The following is a 19,348-nucleotide window of genomic DNA, read 5'->3' on the forward strand; positions in this document are numbered from 1 at the left end:
GTGATGCGGGAGAGCGAGTGCGAACAAACGAACGCCGGTGGTTATCGGGCCTGGCGTTCGCCGGGACGATAGCCGCAGGAATCAGATGACCACACCGAGCAACAAGCCCCGTCCTGGCGTCAAGGAAGCACCGACCGAACCTTTCAAGAGGTCGGTCACGGGGTGCCTGCGCGCGATCGCCAGGGCGCCTGAGCTCGAAGTCTCCTTCGCGGCCGAGCGTCCCGGCCTCGCGCCGGGCAAGGCCCGGCTGCCGGAGCCGGCGCGCAAGATGACCAAGCGCGACGCCGCCGTCGTGCGCGGCCATGCCGACTCGATCGCACTGAAGCTCGCCTGCCATGATCCGAAGATTCATCGCAAGCTGATCCCGGGCAATCCGCAGGCGCGTGGCGTGTTCGAGGCGGTCGAGCAGGCGCGTGTCGAGGCGATCGGTGCAAAACGCATGGCCGGCGTCGCCAAGAATCTCACGGCGATGCTCGATGACCACTTCCATCGCGGCAAGTATGACGAGATCACCGACCGCGCCGACGCACCGCTGTCGGATGCGCTGGCGATGCTGGTGCGCGAGCGGCTGACCGGCATGGCGCCGCCGAACGCGGCGCGCAAGGTGGTCGATCTCTGGCGTCCGTTCCTGGAGGACAGGATCGGCCAGCGTCTCGATGAGCTCGGCCGTTTCACCGAGGACCAGGCCAAGTTCGGCGACCTGGTTCACGATCTGCTCTCGGCGCTGGATCTCGGCGACGAGCGCAACGCGGATTCGGAAGAGGACGAGGACAACGACGACAATCGCGATGGCGACAATGAGCAGTCCGGCGCCGAGGGCTCGCCGGATTCCGACGCTGCCCAGGAGATGAGCGCCGACCAGGCGCAGACGACGTCGGACGAGATGTCGGAGAGCGCGATGGAGGCGGCCCAGGCCTCGGCGTCTGACACGCTCGACGACGGCGAACTCGGCGACGACGAGACGCCGGGCGAGGCGACGCGTCCGAACCGCGGCGGCGCCAACGAGCCGCGCGGCCCCGAATATCACGCCTTCGCGCCGAAATTCGACGAGGTCATTGCCGCGGAAGACCTGTGCGACCATGACGAGCTGGAGCGGTTGCGCTCCTATCTCGACAAGCAGCTTGCGCATCTGCAGGGCATCGTGGCGCGGCTCGCCAACCGGCTGCAGCGCCGGCTGATGGCGCAGCAGAACCGCGCCTGGGAGTTTGATCTCGAGGAGGGCATCCTCGATCCGGCGCGGCTGTCGCGCGTCGTCATCGACCCCTATCAGCCGTTGTCGTTCATGCGTGAGAAGGAAGCGACCTTCCGCGACACCGTGGTGACGCTGCTGCTCGACAATTCCGGCTCGATGCGTGGGCGGCCGATCACGGTGGCCGCGACCTGCGCCGACATTCTCGCGCGCACGCTGGAGCGCTGCGGCGTCAAGGTCGAGATCCTCGGCTTCACGACGCGGGCGTGGAAGGGCGGACAGTCGCGCGAGGCGTGGCTTGCCGCCGGCAAGCCGGCCAATCCCGGCCGCCTCAACGACCTCCGCCACATCATCTACAAATCGGCCGATGCGCCGTGGCGGCGGGCGCGCAAGAATCTCGGTCTGATGATGCGCGAGGGCTTGTTGAAAGAGAACATCGACGGCGAGGCGCTCGACTGGGCGCACAAGCGCCTGCTCGGGCGTGCCGAGCAGCGCAAGATCCTGATGATGATCTCGGACGGTGCGCCGGTCGATGACTCCACGCTGTCGGTCAATCCCGGTAACTATCTCGAGCGGCATCTGCGCCACATCATCGAGGAGATCGAGACCCGCTCGCCGGTCGAGCTGATCGCGATCGGCATCGGCCACGACGTCACGCGTTACTACCGTCGCGCGGTGACCATCGTCGATGCCGAGGAGCTCGGTGGCGCCATCACCGAGAAGCTCGCCGAATTGTTCACGGAGACCCACGCCGCACCGCAGCCTGCGCCGGGGCAAAAGCGCAGGCTGCATTCGTAAGCGGCCGTCGGCCGGCTGCGTCCCTCCTCCGGCTCGGAGGAGGTGGGGGAGGGGGCTCCGCTAACGATGTCGCTGCAGGCGATTGCCGACCGCAGGCGCTTTCTTGCGCTGACCATCGGCGGAGTGTCGGCATTCGCATGGTCCAGGACGGCTGTTGCGCAGCTTGCGCCGGCGCCGGTTCGCAGACGGGTCACCATTGACGAGCACTCCGTCACATCGGCGGTCAAGATCGAGGTCAACGCGCGACCGCTGCCCTCGTTCGACCTCCGCGATCGGACGCATCTGCGCTTCGGGATGCTGCAATATCGCAGCGGCGTGGCGCTGACCTCGTCCTTTCCCGGCTTTGGCGGCCTGTCCGGCATCCGGCTCGATGCCAAGGGTGAACGCTTCCTCGCGGTCAGCGACAAGGGCGGCTGGTTCACTGGCCGCATTGCCTATTCCGGCCGCGAGATCGCGGGGCTCGCCGATGTCGAAGCGGCGCCGCTGCTTGGTCTGGACGGACGTCCCATCACCGATCGCGGTTGGTATGATTCCGAGTCGCTCGCGCGCGATGGAGACATCGTCTATGTCGGCCTCGAACGCGTCAACCAGCTCTTGCGCTACGACTTCGCCAAGGGTGGAACCGGCGCGCGCGGCGAGATCGTGCCGCTGCCGCCAGCCGCCAAGCGGCTGCCCCACAACAAGGGACTGGAGGCGTTGGTGGTCGTGCCGAAGGGCCTGCCGCTCGCCGGCACCCTGATCGCGCTCTCCGAGCGCGGTCTGGACCCGAACGGCAATCTGCTGGCCTTCCTGATCGGCGGACCGGCCGCGGGACAGTTCAGCATCGTTCGCAGCAACGACTTCGACGTCAGCGATGCCGTGCTGCTGCCGTCGGGCGATCTTCTGGTACTCGAACGTAAGTTCTCGCTGTTCAACGGGGTCGGCATTCGAATCCGCCGGCTGACGCTGGCGCAGATTGCGCCGGGCGCGCTGGTCGATGGTCCGGCGATCTTCTCCGCCGATCTCGGCCAGGAGATCGACAATCTCGAGGGCATCGATGCGCATGTGACGCCGGAGGGCGAGACCGTGCTGACGCTGGTGTCCGACGACAACTTCTCGATGATCCAGCGCACGCTCCTGCTGCAGTTCACGCTGATGGAGTGAGCTGCGACACCGCTGCGGCGGCTCGCGTTGACCGCGGCTCGTCCATGATCGACACTCGCGGCCATCAGATCATCGCGTCAACGGTCACAACCTGGAACTCAGCATGAGCGCCCTGTTCACTCCGATTAAGCTGCGCAGTCTCGAACTCGCCAACCGCATCATGGTGTCGCCGATGTGCCAGTACTCGGCCGAGAATGGCGCGGCCAATGACTGGCACTTCACCCACGTCAACACGCTGGCGCTGTCGGGCGCGGCGATGTTCTGCATCGAGGCGACGCATGTCGAGCCCATCGGGCGCATCACTCCCGGCTGTCTCGGGTTGTGGGACGATGTGACGGAAGCTGCGCTGAAGCCGATCCTGGCCTCGGTTCGCAAACATTCGAAGGCTGCGGTTGCGATGCAGCTCGCCCATGCCGGCCGCAAGGGCTCCAGCCACAAGCCGTGGGATGGCGGACAGCAGATTCCGCTCGCGGACGGCGGATGGCAGACGGTCGCGCCGTCGGCCTTGCCGCACAAGGAGGGCGAGCTCGCGCCGGAGGCGCTTGATCTCGCGGGCCTGGCCCGCATCCGCGATGCGTTCGTTTCCGCATCGCAACGGGCGGCGCGCCTCGGCATCGACGCGATCGAGCTCCACGGCGCGCATGGCTATCTGTTGCATCAGTTTCTGTCGCCGATCGCCAACCAGCGCACCGACAGCTATGGCGGGTCTCTGGAGAATCGCATGCGCTTTCCGCTCGAAGTCTACGATGCGGTGCGCGCCGTCTTCCCTGCGGACAAGCCGGTCGGCATGCGCGTCTCGGCCACCGACTGGGTCGACGGCGGCTGGGATCTCGATCAGACCATCATATTTGCGCAAGCGCTGAAGCGCCGCGGCGCCGATTGGATCGACGTCTCCTCGGGCGGCGTGTCGCCGTTGCAGAAGATCACGCTCGGACCCGGCTATCAGGTACCGTTCGCCGCGGCCGTGAAACAGGCGACGGGGCTTCCCACGATTGCGGTCGGTCTCATCACGCAGGCGCAGCAGGCCGAGGAGATCGTGGCCTCGGGCAAGGCCGACATGGTCGCGCTGGCCCGCGGCATGCTCTATGACCCGCGCTGGGGTTGGCACGCGGCAGCGGAGCTCGGCGGACAAGTCGCCGCACCTCCGCAATATTGGCGCTCGCAGCCGTCGACGCAGAAGGAGCTGTTCGGCAAGACGACGTTCGGCGCACGCTGACCGCTCGCTTCCGGGTGTGATCGCTTGCCCCGGCAGTCAATTCCAGGTAGCGTGCGAAGGTGGTGCCGCGTGTGGCGGGTCATGGCAAGCGATGTTCGCCGAGCGGTTAGCGACAGACCAGGATCTCAGTAGCACCTCCAAGCGCGCCGGAGTCTGGCGCCGGCTTGGCGCGTTGCTGATCGACATGGTGGCCATCGCGGCCACTCTGCAGGTCTGCGCGTTGGTCCTTTTTCCGCTGAGCCACGGCCGGGTTCAGTTTGCCGACGGCATCTATGCCATCAGCTGCAGGAAGCTTGACGCGATCCCGCCCGGGGTCGCCGTGCCCGCCGATCTCAAGCCCAACCGGATCGTCGATTGCACAAACAGCGTGTTCGGCCTGCCCTCTGCCCGCATGGTGCGGGTCGCGCAGGTCACGCGGGACGGTCCGTTCACCAAGGAAGTCCACGTCGACAGCATGCTCGATGCGGAGGGCACTCCGGTCAAGGGACTCTCGCTCGGGATTTTCCTGCTGCCGCTGTTGCTGGTTCTGCGCGCCATATTCGACACGGCCGCCGGCACGCCCGGCCGAAGGATTTGTCGTATTCGTCTGGCGAGCGCCGATTGCAGTGCAGTGACGAATGCCGCGGCCGGGCGGCGTTACGGCCTGCTGCTCTTGGTCGTGAGTCCAGCGCTGATCTGGTCGGTCGTGGTATCATTCCTGGACATCGCCGCGTTGCCGGCATCCTTGCTCATTGGCGTGACGCTCGCATCGTATTGTCCGCTGCTGATCGTCGGCCTCGCTGCATGGCGGCAAGTCTACATGCGAAGGGACAGCTGGTACGACCAGTTCGCAACCACTGCCGTCTATTGCGTTGGTCGCGGGTGGGCAAGTGCCGAGCCGTCAACTCCGCTCTCGCCCGCGCCGTTGAGCCCGCAGCGGAGCTACCTTGCCCGGCACTGGCGCGGTGAGCTGTCCTTGCCCGTGTCGTACTGGGTCAACGGAGCACTGCTCGGGGTGATTGCGACGCTCGCGATCGAAGTCGTGACCGCGCTGGTCGCGCAGCAGGGATTCGATGCGCAGCCGCTGCCGGCGCTCGTCCTGATGTGCGTGATATGGCTCTGCATCTTGTTGTTCACGCTTTGGCAGACCGTTGGCATCTGGCGCTCGTCGACGCGCTATAGCGGTGGCGATAACGGCGCGTGGGGCGGCCTGGCGAAGATCATGGTCGCGCTCGGCGTCGGAATCTCGGTTTGGCATTTCTTCACGCAAGGCCTGCCGCGGATCGCAGGCATTGCCGAAATCGTCGCCGGCGACAGCTCTCTGGGACCGCACCAATTCAAGGTCCTCGCCTCTGGCGAAATGCTGGAATTCACCGGTGGCATCAAGTACGGCACGGCCAAGGAGCTCGAAGGTTTCCTGAACGCGATGTCGGAGGTCAAGACGGTGCGGCTCGATTCGGCCGGCGGCCGCATCCGCGAGGCGCAACGGATGTCCGACCTGATCAAGGCGCGCGGATTGTCGACCCTGGTCGAGAAGCAATGCCTGTCGGCCTGCACCATTGTCTTCTTGGGCGGCAAGGACCGCATCGTCGTGTCAGATGCACGGCTCGGTTTCCATCAGCCCTCCTATCGCGGAATCACCGCTGCCGAGCGCAGCCGGACCATAGCGATCGAGGAGGAGCGGCTGCAGAACCTGGGGCTGTCCCGCGCCTTTGCCGAACGCGCCAATATGGCGGAGCCGAGCTCGATGTGGTTTCCTGACCATGCCGAACTGCTCAGGGAGCATGTCGCGACCCGCCTCGTGCCTGCGACCGCAACTGCCGCGGCTGCGTCGGCAACGAAGGTTCGAACCATCGCGGTGGATGGCGCCGCCCCGAACAGCGAGCAGTCGGCCGCACCTGCCCCGCCGCGGCCCACGGTTTACCTGCCGCCGGACCTCGTGCAGCGACTCCAGTCGGAGAAACCTCCCGGTCGCTTTCCATCACCCATGACGGGCCTCAAATAGCCGCGAGCTGCGCTGACGTGTGCTCGCCCCTCAAACAGTCGGTGATTGTCGGCGTCTCATGACGTGCTAGTCTTCGCAGACCACGTGCGGCGATGCCGACTCGTCTGGTCGTGTTTCGTCTCGCGTGACGATGAGCGCATCACGAAGATGCGCCGCAATACAAACGCGAGAGGAAAGCGCCATGGAAATCGGATATTTCACGATGCCCTCGCATCCGCCGGAGTGCGGATTGAAGGAAGGGCAGGAATGGGATCTGCAGGTCCTGCGGTGGCTCGACGAGCTCGGCTATCAGGAAGCCTGGATCGGCGAGCATCACACCGCGCCCTGGGAGCCCCACCCGGCACCCGATCTCATTCTGGCGCAGGCCTTCCGTGAAACCAAGAACATCCGGCTCGGGCCCGGCGGTTTCCTGCTGCCCTATCATCACCCGGCCGAGCTCGCCAATCGCGTCGCGATGCTCGATCACCTCTCCGACGGCCGGCTCAATTTCGGCATTGCCGCATCCGGCCTGCCGAGCGACTGGGCGATGTTCAACGTCGACGGCATGAGCGGCCAGAACCGCGAGATGACGCGCGAGGCGCTGGAGATCATCCTGAAGATGTGGTCCGAGGACGCGCCATGGACGTACAAGGGCAAGTACTGGACGGTGACCAAGCCCGACGTGATGTTCGACTTCCTCAAGCCGCACATCAAGCCGGTGCAGGCGCCGCATCCGCCGATCGGCGTCGCCGGCCTGTCGAAGAACTCCGATACGCTGAAGCTCGCCGGTGAACGTGGCTTCATCCCGATGAGCCTCAACCTCAACCCCGCCTATGTGTCGTCGCACTGGGACTCGGTCGAGGCCGGCGCCGCCAAGTCCGGTCGCAAGCCCAGCCGCAGCGATTGGCGGCTGGTGCGCGAGGTGTTCGTCGCCGATACGGACGAGGAAGCCTGGCGTTTGTCCTCCGGCGACATGATGGGACGGATGATGGGCGAGTACTTCCTGCCCCTGCTCGGTCATTTCGGCTTCAAGGACTATCTGAAGCACTCACCCGACGTGCCCGATTCCGACGTGACGGTGGACTATTGCGCCAGGCGCAACTGGATCGTCGGCTCGCCGGCGACGGTGACCGAGAAGATCGAGAAGATCTGGCATGAGGTCGGCGGCTTCGGCACCCTGTGCGTGTTCGGCTTCGACTACAAGCACAAGCCGGAAGCCTGGCACAACTCGCTGCGCCTGTTGAAGCAGGAGGTGATGCCGAGATTGAGCCACCTCAATGCCGGCCTCACCAAGGCCGCCTAGTCTCTCTTGGCGCCAGCATTCACCCTCCCTTTCGGGCAATGCTGGCGTCAAAAGAAATGTAGCTAAAATTTTCGCGCGAGTGCAGCTTCAGATTTGACGTTTGGGTGACGGTCTTGCCGTTAGGACGGATCCAGGCGCCGAATCCGCCGCATGCGTGTGGCGGTCTGACATTGGGGGCAGGTCATGCGGTTTCGCGTCAGGAAGTTTGCCCATATCCTCGAACGCTCGGGTCTGGCTCTGGCGGGCGCCGCCTGCGGCGTCTTCGTCGGGGCCCATGTCGGCTCCAGCGTTCCGTTGCTGACCACACAGGGCTTCCTGATCGTGATGATGCTCTCTGGGGCACTGGGCTTCTATCTCGGCATCGACACGCCGCAACTGCCTTTTCATCCTCATGAGGAGAACTCGCCGGAGGCGAAGATCGATACGGCCGAATTTCTGAGCGCCTTCGGGACCTTCCTCGCAACCCTCACGGCGTTCTTCGCCGTTGCCATCATCATCCTGCGCGAAGATCCGCACATCGTCTGGACGTCGCTGATCATGGTCGGCTGGATCATCGGCGTGATCATGCAGATCGTTTCCGGCGCGATCGCCCGTCTGCGGCGCTGATTTTCCCTGTTCAATTTTTGGGCTAACGCTGTCGCGAGTTTCATCTTGCGGCGGCGATTATGATCGTGTGAGCCTTTGCATCAGGGGCTCGACCTGTGATGCCGCGTCGTTCGTGGACGCATTGCGCGACTGACACAGGTCCTGGCGACGTTTCCAAAGCGTTGCCCGCAGTCGTATTGGAGCCGTTCTACAGCGCTGCGCGCGGACGATCCAACAGTCCATGCGCCCAGAGCAGGCATCACATCAGAAGCTGCATGGCGATATCGCGCACCTTGGCGCGCTTGATGCATCGCGGCCGGCAATGACATTTGGGAAGTTCATCATGTTGAAACGGGTGCTGCTGGGTGTGGTCATTGGCTGCGGACTGTCCGCGGCGCAAGCGGAGGAGCCGAAGATCGGCGGCGTGGTCAACGCGGTGATCCAGCCCGAGCCGCCCGGCCTGATGCTGGCGATGGTCCAGAACGGCCCGACGCAGATGGTGTCCGGCAACATCTTCGAAGGCCTGCTGCGCTACAGTCCCAAGCTGGAGCCGCTGCCCGGCCTCGCCGAGAGCTGGACCATCAGCCCGGATGCCAAGGTCTACACCTTCAAGCTCAAGAAGGGCGTGACCTGGCACGACGGCAAGCCGTTCACGTCGGCCGACGTGCTGTTCTCGATCGACATGCTGAAGCAGACGCATGCGCGCGCTCGCAACAACCTCGCAATTGTCGAGAAGGTCGAGGCGCCGGATGATCTCACGGTGGTGTTCACGCTGAAGGAGCCGTTCGGTCCCTTCATCGGCATCTTCGAGGTCGGCTCGATGCCGATGGTGCCGAAGCACCTGTATGAAGGCACCGACTACAAGACCAATCCGAACAACAGCGCGCCTGTTGGCACCGGCCCCTTCATGTTCAAGGAATGGCAGAAGGGATCCTTCATCCGGATGGTGAAAAATCCGAACTACCATGAGAAGGGCAAGCCCTATCTCGACGAGGTCTACTGGCAGATCATTCCCGACGCCGCCGCGCGCGCGGTTGCCTTCGAGACCGGCAAGGTCGACGTGCTGCCGGGCGGCTCGATCGAGAATTTCGACGTGCCGCGCGTCTCCAAGCTGTCGGGCGCCTGCGTCACCGGGGCCGGCTGGGAGTTCTTCTCGCCGCTGTCGTGGATGTGGCTCAACAACCGCCACCCGATCCTGGCCAACAAGAAGGTGCGCCAGGCCATCATGTATGCCATCGATCGCGACTTCGCCAAGGACGTGATCTGGAACGGCCTCGGCAAGGTCGCAACCGGACCTTCGGCATCGACCATCAAGTTCTATTCCGACGACGTGCCGAGATATCCGTACGACCCGGCCAAGGCCAAGGCGCTGCTCAAGGAGGCCGGCTACAAGGGCGAGAAGATTCGCATGCTGCCGCTCGCCTATGGCGAGACCTGGCAGCGCTGGGGCGAGGCGGTGAAGCAGAACCTTCAGGACGTCGGCATGAACATCGAGACGATCGCGACCGACGTGCCCGGCGGCAACCAGAAGATCATGGAGTGGGACTACGACATCGCCTTCACCTATCTGTATCAGTACGGCGATCCCGCGCTCGGCGTGTCCCGCAACTACATCACCTCGGCGATCGCCAAGGGCCAGCTCTTCAACAATGTCGAGGGCTATTCGAACCCGGAGGTCGACAAGCTGTTCGCGGAGGGCGCCACGGCGCCGACCGACGCCAAACGCAAGGAGGCCTATGACAAGGTGCAGAAGATCCTGGCTGAGGACGTGCCGGTGGCCTGGCTGCTCGAGCTCCAGTTCCCGACCATCACCAAGTGCAAGGTGAAGAACCTGATCACCACCGGCATCGGCGTCAACGACGGCTTCCGAGACGCTTGGCTCGACAAATAGTGGTGCACTCCGGGGCGCGGCCATGACCCCCGCTCCGGTGTTTCGCTGTCCCGCCGAGCTGACCTTCACGGACCTTTCATGCTCTCCTTCATCGCCCAGCGCGTCGTGAAAGGCGTCATCGTCCTTCTCGCCATCATCGTGCTGGATTTCTTCCTGATCCGGCTGGCGCCGGGCGATCCGGCCGTGGTCATGGCCGGCGAGGCCGGTGCCTCGGACCAGATCTTCGTGGCGCAGTTGCGCGAAAAATTCGGCCTCGACCGTCCGCTGCCGGAGCAGCTCCTCATCTACGTCAAGGGTATCGCCAGCCTGGATCTCGGCTTCTCGTTCCGTCAGCAGGCGCCGGTCGCCAGGCTGATCGCCGAACGATTGCCGGCGACCCTGCTGCTGACGCTCACGGCGTTCGCGATCTCGCTCGGTCTCGGCATCCTGTTCGGCGCGCTCGCCGCGCGCTTCGCCGGCACGATCCTCGATACTGCAATTACCGTGCTCGCGTTGATCTTCTACGCGACGCCGCTGTTCTGGATCGCGCTGATCGCGATCCTGCTGTTCTCGGTCTGGGTCGATTGGTTGCCGAGCTTCGGCTATGAAACGGTCGGTGCCGGCTATACGGGAGTCCGCCACGCGCTCGACGTCGTCGCACATCTCGCGATGCCGGCCGCGACGCTCGGCCTGTTCTTCATGGCGACCTACACCCGCATGACCCGCGCTTCGATGCTCGAGGTCAAGCGGCTCGACTTCGTGAAGACCGCGCGCGCCAAGGGCCTGCGTGACGGCGTCATCCTGCGCCGCCACGTGCTGCGCAACGCGCTGCTGCCGGTGGTGACCCTCGCCGGCGTCCACGCCGGAACGCTGGTCGGCGGCGCGGTATTGACCGAGACCGTGTTCGCGTGGCCCGGCATCGGCCGGCTGATGTATGACGCGCTGATCCAGCGCGACTACAATCTCCTGCTCGGTGTGTTCGTGGTCTCCTCGGCGATGGTGCTGATCTTCAACCTCGTCACCGACCTCGTCTATCGCCTGGTCGATCCGCGCATCGAGTACGCGTCATGAGGCAGTTCTGGCGAACCATGCTGCGCAGCCCGAGCGGCATCATCGGGCTGATCATTCTCGCACTGGCGATCGTCGTCGCGGTGGCCGGCCCGTTCTACTTTCCCAACTCGCCGTGGCGCATGGCGCAGCGGCCGTTCGTTCCGCCGTTCACGCTGTCGAAGGTCCCGCTCGGCACCGATGCGCTCGGCCGCGACGTGCTCGCCGGCCTGATCTTCGGCGCGCGCGTCTCGCTGCTGGTCGGCCTCGTCTCGACATTGGTGGCGTTGATCGTCGGCGTGCCGCTCGGCGCCATCGCCGGCTATTTCGGCGGCCGGGTCGATGACGCGCTGATGCGCTTCACCGAGTTCTTCCAGACCATCCCGAGCTTTGCGCTCGCGATCGTGCTGGTCGCGATCCTGCAGCCGTCGATCTATTCGATCATCGCCGCGATCGGCCTCGTCAGCTGGCCGCCGGTGGCGCGCCTGGTCCGCGGCGAGGTGCTGAGCCTGCGGACCCGCGAATATGTCCAGGCTGCGGTCGTCACCGGCCAGAGCAATGCCTGGATCATCTGGCGCGAGATCCTGCCCAACGCGCTGTCGCCTGTCATCGTGCTGGCCTCGCTGATGGTCGCGACCGCGATCCTCCTGGAGTCCTCGCTGTCGTTCCTCGGCCTCGGCGATCCCAACCTGATCTCCTGGGGCTATATGGTCGGCGCCGGCCGCACCGTCATTCGTCAGGCGTGGTGGATCACCGTGTTTCCCGGCGTCGCGATCCTGTTGTCGGTGCTTGGCCTCAATTTGATCGGCGAGGGCCTGAACGATGCGCTCAACCCGCGCCTGTCGCGCGAGGGCAGGTGAGCCGTGGCTGATCCCGTCGTTGCCATCCGCAACCTCCGTATCGCTTTGCCGCCGGGCGCCGAGCGCGCCCACGCCGTCGACGGCGTCTCCTTCGATCTTACCGCGGGCAGGATCGTCTGCGTGGTCGGCGAATCCGGCTCGGGCAAGTCGATGTGCGCGCATGCGCTGCTCGGGCTGCTGCCCGATACGGTGAAAGTGGAGAGCGGCGAGATGCGCTTCGAGGGGCGCGACCTGCTTGCCGTCGATGAGGACGGCTGGCGCGATCTGCGCGGCCGCCGCATCACGATGGTGTTCCAGGAGCCGATGACCGCGCTCAATCCCTTGATGCGGATCGGCGAGCAACTGATGGAGGTGTTCGAGGCGCATGATCTGCTGAGCCCCCGCGAGCGCCGCGCCAAGGCGCTGGCGCTGGCGCGCGAGGTTGGCCTGCCCGATCCCGAACGGATCATCCGCGCCTATCCTCATCAGCTCTCCGGCGGCCAGCGCCAGCGTGCGATGATCGCGATGGCGCTCGCGCTCGAGCCTGCGGTGCTCGTCGCGGACGAGCCGACCACCGCGCTCGACGTCACGACGCAGGCGCAGATCCTCAAGCTGATCCGCAACCTGCAGGCCAGCCACAACATGGCGGTGATGTTCATCACCCATGATTTCGGCGTCGTCGCCGACATCGCCGACCAGGTCGTTGTTCTGCGCCATGGCAAGGTGGTGGAGGAGGGCACGGCCGCCGCCGTGCTCGGCCAGCCGCAGCACGACTACACCAAGGCGCTGCTCGCGGCCGTGCCGTCGTTCGACCCGCCACCGCGGCAGTCACGCGAGGCTGCTCCTCGGGCGGTGGAGGTGATCGGCCTCGACAAGACCTATGTGACGCCGACCGGCTGGTTCCGCCCGAAGCGCGAGACGCGCGCCGCGCATGCGGTCAATTTCGCGATCCACCAGGGCGAGACGCTCGGACTCGTCGGCGAGTCCGGCTCGGGGAAGTCATCCGTTGCGCGTCTGGTGATGCGGCTGATCGAGGCCGATCGCGGCACGGTGCGGATCGGCGATGTCGATCTCACGGCGCTGGAGGGGCGCGCCTTGCGCGCGCAGCGTCATCGCATCCAGATGATTTTCCAGGATCCGTTCGCCTCGCTCAACCCGCGCCGCAAGGTCGGCCGCATCATTGCCGACGGCATGGTCGCGCGCGGCACGCCGCTCGACGCGGCGCTGAAGCGCGCCCAGGAGCTGCTCGGCATGGTCGGGCTCGACGCCGGCGCCATCGGCCGCTATCCGCACGAGTTCTCCGGCGGCCAGCGTCAGCGCATCGGCATTGCGCGCGCGCTCGCGCTGGATCCGGAGATCATCGTCGCGGACGAAGCAGTGTCGGCGCTCGATGTGTCAGTCCAGGCGCAGGTGTTGCGGCTCCTGGAAGATTTGAAGGCGCGCCTTGGTCTGTCGATGCTGTTCATCACGCATGACCTGCGGGTGGCCGCGCAGATCTGCGATCGGATCGCCGTCATGCAAAAGGGCGAGATCGTCGAGCTGAAGCCGACCGCGGCGCTGTTCGCCAATCCCGAACACGCCTATACGCGCGAGCTGCTCGCTGCCGTTCCCGGCCGCAAGCACGGTACGGCGTGATTTGCGTAAGCCGGCCGCCGGTCGGAACCATGGAGCATCGTGCCGGGTCGGGTTCAAATGCTTGCAACATCTTCGGCGTATTTGGATTATAATAAGACTGGACCCCGATGGGGCCGCAGGGTGGTCGCCCGAGCTGGTACGCGCCAAGACAGCGGGCTCGTGCTCCCTCTACCCGCGGCCTTCATTGAACCGTGCCGTGCTGCGCCAGTCTCGACAGGATGTCGCAGCGGCGTTCACCATCCCAACGAGGACTCTCATCATGTCGGAGCGCAAGCCAACGGCCGCCGTGCGCGAGGCTCAAAAAGCCTTCAAGCCGGCCGAGCCGACGAGAAGCGATTATGAAAAGGCGCAGAGCGCCTTCGATCAGAACCGCGAGCGACTGAAGGCCGAGCGATTGGCGCGTGAAGCGGCTGACGGCGCCGGCAAACAGCCGAAGAAGCTGGCGTGAACCGCCAGCCTCTTCCCGTCGATTTCGGCGGGCATGCCGTCGCTTGCTCAGCTGCGCGGGGGCGTAGCGCTAAGCTGGTCCCGCGGCCGTTCACGATCGGTGTGCGTCGAGGTCGTTGAGGGGAGCGCGCCCGGCCGCGCTGCGGGTACCTTCTTGACCGGCGCCGGCAGCAACCCTTCGCGGATGGCCTGCTTGCGCGCGACTTTGCGATGGCGCCTGATCGCATCGGATTTCTCGCGCGTCTTGCGCTCCGATGGCTTCTCATAGGATCTGCGGCGCTTCATCTCGCGGAATACGCCTTCGCGCTGCATCTTCCGCTTCAGGATGCGCAACGCCTTCTCGACGTCGTTGTCACGAACAAGAACCTGCAAAAGTGTCCTCCTTGTCTTCATCTCTATCGATGAAATTCGGTTGGCAAAGCCGAGCGGCGCTGCGGCGGGGCGAACGGCGCGCTCAGCAGAGCGGCGTCAATGAAACGTGTTGCTCACAATGTTATGAGTCACGATACGTGCGAGACACGGTGATCCCCTTCGTCGGAAGGCGGGAGCACGAGTGTCTCTCAGCCATCGATGGCCATGCCGTTACCGATGGTGCTGTGAAGATAGGGGCAATCTGCTGATATTGCCAGCGCGAGCCGACTCAACGGTTCCGGCCCTCGGCAAACTATATTTGCCGCGCGGCCTTGTAATCCCCCAGAAAATCTCTACCTTGAGGTAGTTCGATTAGCCGCTGTGCCTTTCTGAATGTGCCTGTGGGCTATTTCCAAAAGTCATCGCTCAGTTGAATGAGATCGCGTGATGGTCGCGCGGTGAATGATTTGGAGATAGACATGCAGGGTACGGTCAAGTGGTTCAATGGCCAGAAGGGCTTTGGTTTCATTCAGCCGCAGGATGGCGGGAACGACGTGTTCGTTCACATCAGCGCTGTTGAACGCGCTGGTCTCGCCGGTCTGGCTGAAGGCCAGAAAGTCAGTTTTGAGGTCAAGACGGACAAGATGCGCGGTAAAACCAGCGCAGAAAATCTCGCGCTGGTCTGATCGCACTGATCTGACGTCTCTGACGTCTTGGGCCATTTCACGGATGTACTGAAATGGCCGGTTTGCCCGCTCGATCCTGTATTGAGCGGGCTTTCTGCGTCTCGACGGTAACCCGCGTTTCCGGAAGGATCAGTCGATGGCCACCAAGAAGATGTCAGAACGCTCCCCCGAAAGCATTGCGCGGTCGGAGCGCCAGCGCGTCGCCGCCGAGGACGGGGCGAAGGCGCGCGCCGAATGGGATCAGCGCGCGACGGCGGTCCGCAAGAACATGGAGCGGCTGCGCGTGTTGCGGCTCGCCAAGGAAGCGGAAGCTGCGCAAGCGGGTTCTGACGCGGCGCCTGCGCCGAAGCGGCGGAAGAAGGTCGCTCGCTAGGGCGGTTTCGTCTCGCCTTCCGACGTCGGCTGCCCGGTGGAACTATCGGAACTTCAGATCCGTTGCCGGTGCTCGAACAGACGGGCGATCCATGCCTGATCATTACGTCTCAACCGCGTCCCGCGTACAGACCCGACCTTCGTACCGAGGAGGCTGACGTGGCCAAGTCGACAGCTACAGACGTTCGCATCGCCAAGGACGAGACGCAGCGTGGAGGCCAGACGATCGCATTCGCGCTCGCAATCGGCGCCACGCGGCAGGTCTGTCATCTCGAGACCTGCTTTTGCACCCGCAACCAGGCGTTCGCCTATCTGCAGCGAAACCGCACGGCGTTCGAGCAGATGGCGCGCGAGCAGTTCGCCCGTGGCGAGGTGACCGACGGCGTCATCCATCTGCGCATGATCTGAGGCGATCCGCCACACGCGGGCCTCTGAAGACGCTGCCCGACGCGCAACGCGCCGTTGCTGCTACTCCGCCTTCTGTTTGACCGGAAGCGGGACGCGCTCATAGGACGCGGGCAGATTGACGGGCCGGTAGTCCTGCGATTCCGCGATCCGCATCAGCACGCTCTCGTGGATGAACGCGCCCTCGGGAATGAAGCGCGGCTCGCAATTCGGAATGTACAATCCGAAATGCGCCTTGCGCTCCGGCCACTCCTTGTACGTCGCGCTCTTCGGCAGCCATTCCAGCAGCCGCCAGGCCGGCGTCATCGAATCGTGCAGGGGGCCCTGGACGCTCGGCGCCACATAGGAGAACGGACTGTTCTTGCGCTGCACGCCCCAGGCGAGCTGATTCACCGTGCGCGGATTGACCGTCAGCCCGGCCTCGACCGCCTCGTCGATCATCCACAGCAGCGGATATTTCGAAGCCGCCGACCGCACCTCGGGATAGCCGCCGCCGACGTCGGAATGCACGCCGGCGAACCACACCTGTTTGGCGTCCTGCGGTCGCGCCTGCGCCTTGTTGAAGCGGTTCGGCGTGAAGGTCTGCGGCATCCCCCACGGCTTCAGCCGGAACATGCAGCGGCGCTCGTCGATCGCCGCAGCCTGACGGAAGATCTTCACGCTCGGGTTCTCGATCGTGAAGGCGAGCTCCTCAAGGCTCGGCAGCGCAAACAGCCGGTCGGTGCGCGGCACGATCACGCTCGCCACCGTGTCCCACACGCCGACGAAATGGATCGTCGGCCAGCGCGTCGAGGTGATCCGCGCGAACTGCGCGGCCTGGTCGGCGCGGCTCTCCGGGATCGGCCCGTCCTCCTCGGTGCTCTCGAGCTCCTTGGTGATGCCACGCCCGGCCTTCGGATTGTCGGAGGAGTACTTCTTGTAGGCAATCACGCCCGGGCCGACGAGATTGATCTGACCCGGCGAGATCAGCCCGATCTTGTGGATCAGCCCGGCCAGCACGCGCACGGTGTAGGCGCCCCGCGAGAAGCCGAACAGGAAGATGCGATCGCCGTCCTGGTACTGCGTGGCCAGGAAAGAGTAGGCGTTGATGACGTTGTCGTCGAGGCCGTAGCCCGTCGCGAGCCCCAGCACCATGTTGAAATTGGCCTTGAAGCGATGCCAGCTGTCGGGCTGCGTCAACGTGCCGACGCCGGGATCGTAGAACACGACCTGATGCGGTGTCGTCTTGTCGGTCTTGCGCAGGCACCGATAAAGCTTGAGCACGTTCGAGATGTTCTCGCTGATCTCGTTGCCGGTGCCGTCGCAGCAGATGACAATATTCTTCATGGCAAAGGAATGTCCGCAATAATGCTACCGCAACGAGTGTAGAGCATCCGGCTGGTGTTGGGGAGGTCGGTTCCCTATGGCACTTCGTCTGGGTCGCTGTTGGGCGCGGCGCGGCGGACATCGCGAAGTGACTGCAGGGCGCCGTTGTACGAACGGATGGTCACCCGTGTCCTGCCGCCCCGCGCCTGCTGCCCGTGTCCAGAGTTGTCAGTTGGTCACGGCATCCGCAAGCAAAACGGCCGGATCTCTCGACCCGGCCGTTTCGACATCTCGTTCAGCTTGAAGCCCCGCCCGTGACGCGTCCGGCTTCTGCATCAATCCTGAATTTCGGCTTGCTCTCTCAGCTCGCCTTGGCGACCGGGGCAGCGTCCGCCGCCTTCTTCTCGATGGCGCGCTTCAGCTCCAGCGCGCGCGGCGACAGGGTCGCGGCGTTGGCCTTGAGCAGATAGGCATCGAGGCCGCCATTGTGGTCGACGCTCTTGAGCGCGTTGGTGGAGACGCGCAGGCGCACGTTGCGGCCGAGTGCATCCGAGATGAAGGTCACGTTGCACAGGTTCGGCAGGAAGCGCCGCTTGGTCTTGATGTTGGAGTGGCTGACCTTGTGGCCAACCTGGGGACCCTTGGCCGTCAGTTCACAGCGCCGCGACATGGCAATAAATCCTCTCTCATCCCCGCACCCTTCGTCCGCCTGTGTCGGCGGGCCGCGGGGGTCCAAAACTCGTCCAGCTCGTCTCTGGGAGATGCGGTCGTATAGGGGGGATGCGGCTTTTCGTCAAGGTTTTGAAGGCCGCAGCGAATAGAGGGAGCCGGGCCGGCGAACCCGAAGGGCGCGACCCGTGCATCCTCCTGGTCGGGCCGAAATCGCCAACCAGCAGAAAAGCAGGCGTATAATCAATAGTATAGCCGATAGTTTAGACCATATAAAGGGCGCATTCGGACGTGATGGATGGATATCCCGCGAACAGTCCGAAATGCCGGAATGGCGGCATGCTGGCGCGGTCGGAGGTTCGCGGCTCGGTTCCGGCAGAGCTGCGGATGACGGTCTGAGTGCTGTTCAGCTGCAAAGCGCTGGACAAACCGCCATTGTCGGACGGTTCGCGTTGTTTGAAGGCGTTTTTGGCTTAAGTAGCAAGGACGGCGCGTCGGATCGGTCCGGCGCTCAGGCAGGCGGATCGGTAGGATCATTCGTCACGTGACCATCATCTCGGTTCCCTCATTTCTCTCCTGTCGCCTGGCCGCGGCCGGGGCAGCGCTCTGCCTGTTGTTGCTGGCGCAAGACGCCCAGGCGCAGGCTCGGTTGGACGCTCAATACGAGGCTTCCCTGGCTGGCATCCCCGTCGGCAAGGGCACCTGGGCGGTCGAGATCGGGGATGATCAGTATGGTGCCGCGGCTCAGGGCGGCACCGCCGGCCTGCTCAAGAGCTTCTCGCAAGGATCAGGCACCGGCTCGGTGCAGGGGCGCGTCGTCAACGGCGCCCTGGTCGGCCAGAGCTACCAGGCATCGACCACGACGGGAAAGAAATCCGAGCAGATCCGCATCAATCTGCAGAACGGTACTGTGAAGGACTTCGCCATCGAGCCGGCGCCTCCGGTCGATCCCGACCGCATTCCGGTGACGGATGCCCACAAGCGTGGCGTGCTCGATCCGATGACGGCCTCTCTGGTGCGCGTGCCGGGCAACGGCGAGCTGCTGTCGCCGGACTCGTGCCGCGGCGCTGCGCCCGTGTTCGACGGCCGCATGCGCTACGAGCTCAAGCTCGACTACAAGCGCATGGAGAACGTCAAGGCAGACAAGGGTTATCGTGGCCCGGCGCTGGTCTGCGCGATCTACTTCACGCCAGTCGCGGGCTACATCCCGGACCGGCCGGTGATCAAATATCTGGCTCAGGCCCGCAACATGGAGATCTTCTTCGTGCCGATCGCCGGCACCCGTGTGCTGGTGCCGTTCAAGATGGTGATCCCGACCCCGTTGGGGACCGCGATGCTGGAAGCGACGTCGTTCATCACCCAGGCGGCGCCGCACGTCGCCAAGACCCAGTAGTGCGTCGTTTCTCTGCTCCTCCACATCGGAATCTCGTCGTTGCGGCACAGCCCCGTCAGCGGCTGGGCCGCGACAGCGGCCGTGGCGTGATGGTCTGAAGGCATGCCGTCCGCTATCGCTTGAATCCGATGG

Annotated in this window: 18 protein-coding genes; 15 read left to right on the forward strand and 3 right to left on the reverse strand. The window is 64.7% G+C overall.

Annotated elements, in window-relative coordinates; all coding sequences use genetic code 11:
* Window positions 1–85 precede the first annotated feature (85 nt).
* The 11 genes from cobT to ACQR0U_RS02955 all read left to right on the forward strand — a co-directional run bounded on the left by cobT (window position 86) and on the right by ACQR0U_RS02955 (window position 14,036).
* Window positions 86–1,987 (forward strand): cobaltochelatase subunit CobT, encoded by a 1,902-nt coding sequence (cobT, locus tag ACQR0U_RS02905; RefSeq protein WP_315715232.1) that lies wholly within the window; start codon window positions 86–88, stop codon window positions 1,985–1,987.
* Between the two features lie 66 nt (window positions 1,988–2,053).
* The gene (locus ACQR0U_RS02910) at window positions 2,054–3,130 is read left to right on the forward strand and encodes an esterase-like activity of phytase family protein (RefSeq protein ID WP_315715233.1); all 1,077 of its coding nucleotides are present in this window, start codon (window positions 2,054–2,056) and stop codon (window positions 3,128–3,130) included.
* A gap of 103 nt (window positions 3,131–3,233) precedes the next feature.
* Entirely contained in the window at window positions 3,234–4,346 is a 1,113-nt protein-coding gene (locus tag ACQR0U_RS02915; RefSeq protein ID WP_434842575.1) for an NADH:flavin oxidoreductase/NADH oxidase, read from the forward strand.
* Between the two features lie 91 nt (window positions 4,347–4,437).
* Window positions 4,438–6,330, forward strand: coding sequence for an RDD family protein (locus ACQR0U_RS02920; protein ID WP_315825519.1), 1,893 nt, complete (start codon window positions 4,438–4,440; stop codon window positions 6,328–6,330).
* 181 nt (window positions 6,331–6,511) lie between these two features.
* Window positions 6,512–7,612, forward strand: a complete 1,101-nt coding sequence (locus ACQR0U_RS02925) for an LLM class flavin-dependent oxidoreductase (RefSeq protein ID WP_315825518.1) — start codon at window positions 6,512–6,514, stop codon at window positions 7,610–7,612.
* A gap of 183 nt (window positions 7,613–7,795) precedes the next feature.
* The gene (locus ACQR0U_RS02930; RefSeq protein WP_315715425.1) at window positions 7,796–8,218 is read left to right on the forward strand and encodes a hypothetical protein; all 423 of its coding nucleotides are present in this window, start codon (window positions 7,796–7,798) and stop codon (window positions 8,216–8,218) included.
* Window positions 8,219–8,540: 322 nt separating this feature from the next.
* The gene (locus tag ACQR0U_RS02935) at window positions 8,541–10,088 is read left to right on the forward strand and encodes an ABC transporter substrate-binding protein (RefSeq protein WP_434842576.1); all 1,548 of its coding nucleotides are present in this window, start codon (window positions 8,541–8,543) and stop codon (window positions 10,086–10,088) included.
* Between the two features lie 78 nt (window positions 10,089–10,166).
* Window positions 10,167–11,138: an ABC transporter permease gene (locus ACQR0U_RS02940; protein WP_434842577.1), complete on the forward strand. Its 972-nt coding sequence runs from the start codon at window positions 10,167–10,169 to the stop codon at window positions 11,136–11,138.
* Window positions 11,135–11,974 carry an ABC transporter permease gene (locus ACQR0U_RS02945; protein WP_316226096.1) on the forward strand — a complete coding sequence of 280 codons (840 nt, stop codon included), beginning with the start codon at window positions 11,135–11,137 and terminating at the stop codon, window positions 11,972–11,974. The genes ACQR0U_RS02940 and ACQR0U_RS02945 overlap by 4 nt, the downstream gene beginning before the upstream one ends.
* A 3-nt stretch (window positions 11,975–11,977) precedes the next feature.
* Entirely contained in the window at window positions 11,978–13,588 is a 1,611-nt protein-coding gene (locus tag ACQR0U_RS02950) for an ABC transporter ATP-binding protein (protein ID WP_434842578.1), read from the forward strand.
* Between the two features lie 259 nt (window positions 13,589–13,847).
* The gene (locus ACQR0U_RS02955; RefSeq protein WP_315715240.1) at window positions 13,848–14,036 is read left to right on the forward strand and encodes a hypothetical protein; all 189 of its coding nucleotides are present in this window, start codon (window positions 13,848–13,850) and stop codon (window positions 14,034–14,036) included.
* Between the two features lie 47 nt (window positions 14,037–14,083).
* Here ACQR0U_RS02955 and rpsU read toward each other — a convergent pair whose 3' ends face one another.
* Entirely contained in the window at window positions 14,084–14,407 is a 324-nt protein-coding gene (gene rpsU / locus ACQR0U_RS02960) for a 30S ribosomal protein S21 (RefSeq protein WP_434842579.1), read from the reverse strand.
* 458 nt (window positions 14,408–14,865) lie between these two features.
* Between rpsU and ACQR0U_RS02965 the strand changes: the two genes are divergently transcribed.
* The 3 genes from ACQR0U_RS02965 (at window position 14,866) to ACQR0U_RS02975 (ending at window position 15,852) form a co-directional block, all read left to right on the forward strand.
* A complete protein-coding gene (locus tag ACQR0U_RS02965) occupies window positions 14,866–15,072 on the forward strand; it encodes a cold-shock protein (RefSeq protein ID WP_315715242.1) in 207 nt (68 codons plus the stop codon).
* Between the two features lie 136 nt (window positions 15,073–15,208).
* On the forward strand, window positions 15,209–15,445 hold the full coding sequence (locus ACQR0U_RS02970; protein WP_315715243.1) for a transcriptional regulator: 237 nt from the start codon (window positions 15,209–15,211) through the stop codon (window positions 15,443–15,445).
* 158 nt (window positions 15,446–15,603) lie between these two features.
* Window positions 15,604–15,852, forward strand: coding sequence for a hypothetical protein (locus ACQR0U_RS02975; RefSeq protein ID WP_315715244.1), 249 nt, complete (start codon window positions 15,604–15,606; stop codon window positions 15,850–15,852).
* Between the two features lie 60 nt (window positions 15,853–15,912).
* Here ACQR0U_RS02975 and ACQR0U_RS02980 read toward each other — a convergent pair whose 3' ends face one another.
* Window positions 15,913–17,175, reverse strand: coding sequence for a T6SS phospholipase effector Tle1-like catalytic domain-containing protein (locus ACQR0U_RS02980; protein WP_316203496.1), 1,263 nt, complete (start codon window positions 17,173–17,175; stop codon window positions 15,913–15,915).
* Between the two features lie 340 nt (window positions 17,176–17,515).
* Complete coding sequence (rpmB, locus tag ACQR0U_RS02985) at window positions 17,516–17,824, reverse strand: 50S ribosomal protein L28 (RefSeq protein ID WP_172114511.1); 309 nt, start codon at window positions 17,822–17,824, stop codon at window positions 17,516–17,518.
* Between the two features lie 615 nt (window positions 17,825–18,439).
* Here rpmB and ACQR0U_RS02990 point away from each other — a divergent pair.
* On the forward strand, window positions 18,440–19,216 hold the full coding sequence (locus ACQR0U_RS02990) for a DUF3108 domain-containing protein (RefSeq protein WP_316203531.1): 777 nt from the start codon (window positions 18,440–18,442) through the stop codon (window positions 19,214–19,216).
* Window positions 19,217–19,348: the final 132 nt, after the last annotated feature.

The organism is Bradyrhizobium sp. HKCCYLRH3097 (genome assembly GCF_051167875.1).
Classification (GTDB): Bacteria; Pseudomonadota; Alphaproteobacteria; order Rhizobiales; family Xanthobacteraceae; genus Bradyrhizobium.

Excerpts from the sequence above, each read along its gene's own strand:
- cobT (WP_315715232.1), top strand. The coding sequence starts at position 86 with ATGACCACACCGAGCAACAAGCCCCGTCCTGGCGTCAAGGAAGCACCG.
- ACQR0U_RS02910 (WP_315715233.1), top strand. The coding sequence starts at position 2,054 with ATGTCGCTGCAGGCGATTGCCGACCGCAGGCGCTTTCTTGCGCTGACC.
- ACQR0U_RS02915 (WP_434842575.1), top strand. The coding sequence starts at position 3,234 with ATGAGCGCCCTGTTCACTCCGATTAAGCTGCGCAGTCTCGAACTCGCC.
- ACQR0U_RS02920 (WP_315825519.1), top strand. The coding sequence starts at position 4,438 with ATGTTCGCCGAGCGGTTAGCGACAGACCAGGATCTCAGTAGCACCTCC.
- ACQR0U_RS02925 (WP_315825518.1), top strand. The coding sequence starts at position 6,512 with ATGGAAATCGGATATTTCACGATGCCCTCGCATCCGCCGGAGTGCGGA.
- ACQR0U_RS02930 (WP_315715425.1), top strand. The coding sequence starts at position 7,796 with ATGCGGTTTCGCGTCAGGAAGTTTGCCCATATCCTCGAACGCTCGGGT.
- ACQR0U_RS02935 (WP_434842576.1), top strand. The coding sequence starts at position 8,541 with ATGTTGAAACGGGTGCTGCTGGGTGTGGTCATTGGCTGCGGACTGTCC.
- ACQR0U_RS02940 (WP_434842577.1), top strand. The coding sequence starts at position 10,167 with ATGCTCTCCTTCATCGCCCAGCGCGTCGTGAAAGGCGTCATCGTCCTT.
- ACQR0U_RS02945 (WP_316226096.1), top strand. The coding sequence starts at position 11,135 with ATGAGGCAGTTCTGGCGAACCATGCTGCGCAGCCCGAGCGGCATCATC.
- ACQR0U_RS02955 (WP_315715240.1), top strand. The coding sequence starts at position 13,848 with ATGTCGGAGCGCAAGCCAACGGCCGCCGTGCGCGAGGCTCAAAAAGCC.
- ACQR0U_RS02965 (WP_315715242.1), top strand. The coding sequence starts at position 14,866 with ATGCAGGGTACGGTCAAGTGGTTCAATGGCCAGAAGGGCTTTGGTTTC.
- ACQR0U_RS02970 (WP_315715243.1), top strand. The coding sequence starts at position 15,209 with ATGGCCACCAAGAAGATGTCAGAACGCTCCCCCGAAAGCATTGCGCGG.
- ACQR0U_RS02980 (WP_316203496.1), bottom strand. The coding sequence starts at position 17,175 with ATGAAGAATATTGTCATCTGCTGCGACGGCACCGGCAACGAGATCAGC.
- rpmB (WP_172114511.1), bottom strand. The coding sequence starts at position 17,824 with ATGTCGCGGCGCTGTGAACTGACGGCCAAGGGTCCCCAGGTTGGCCAC.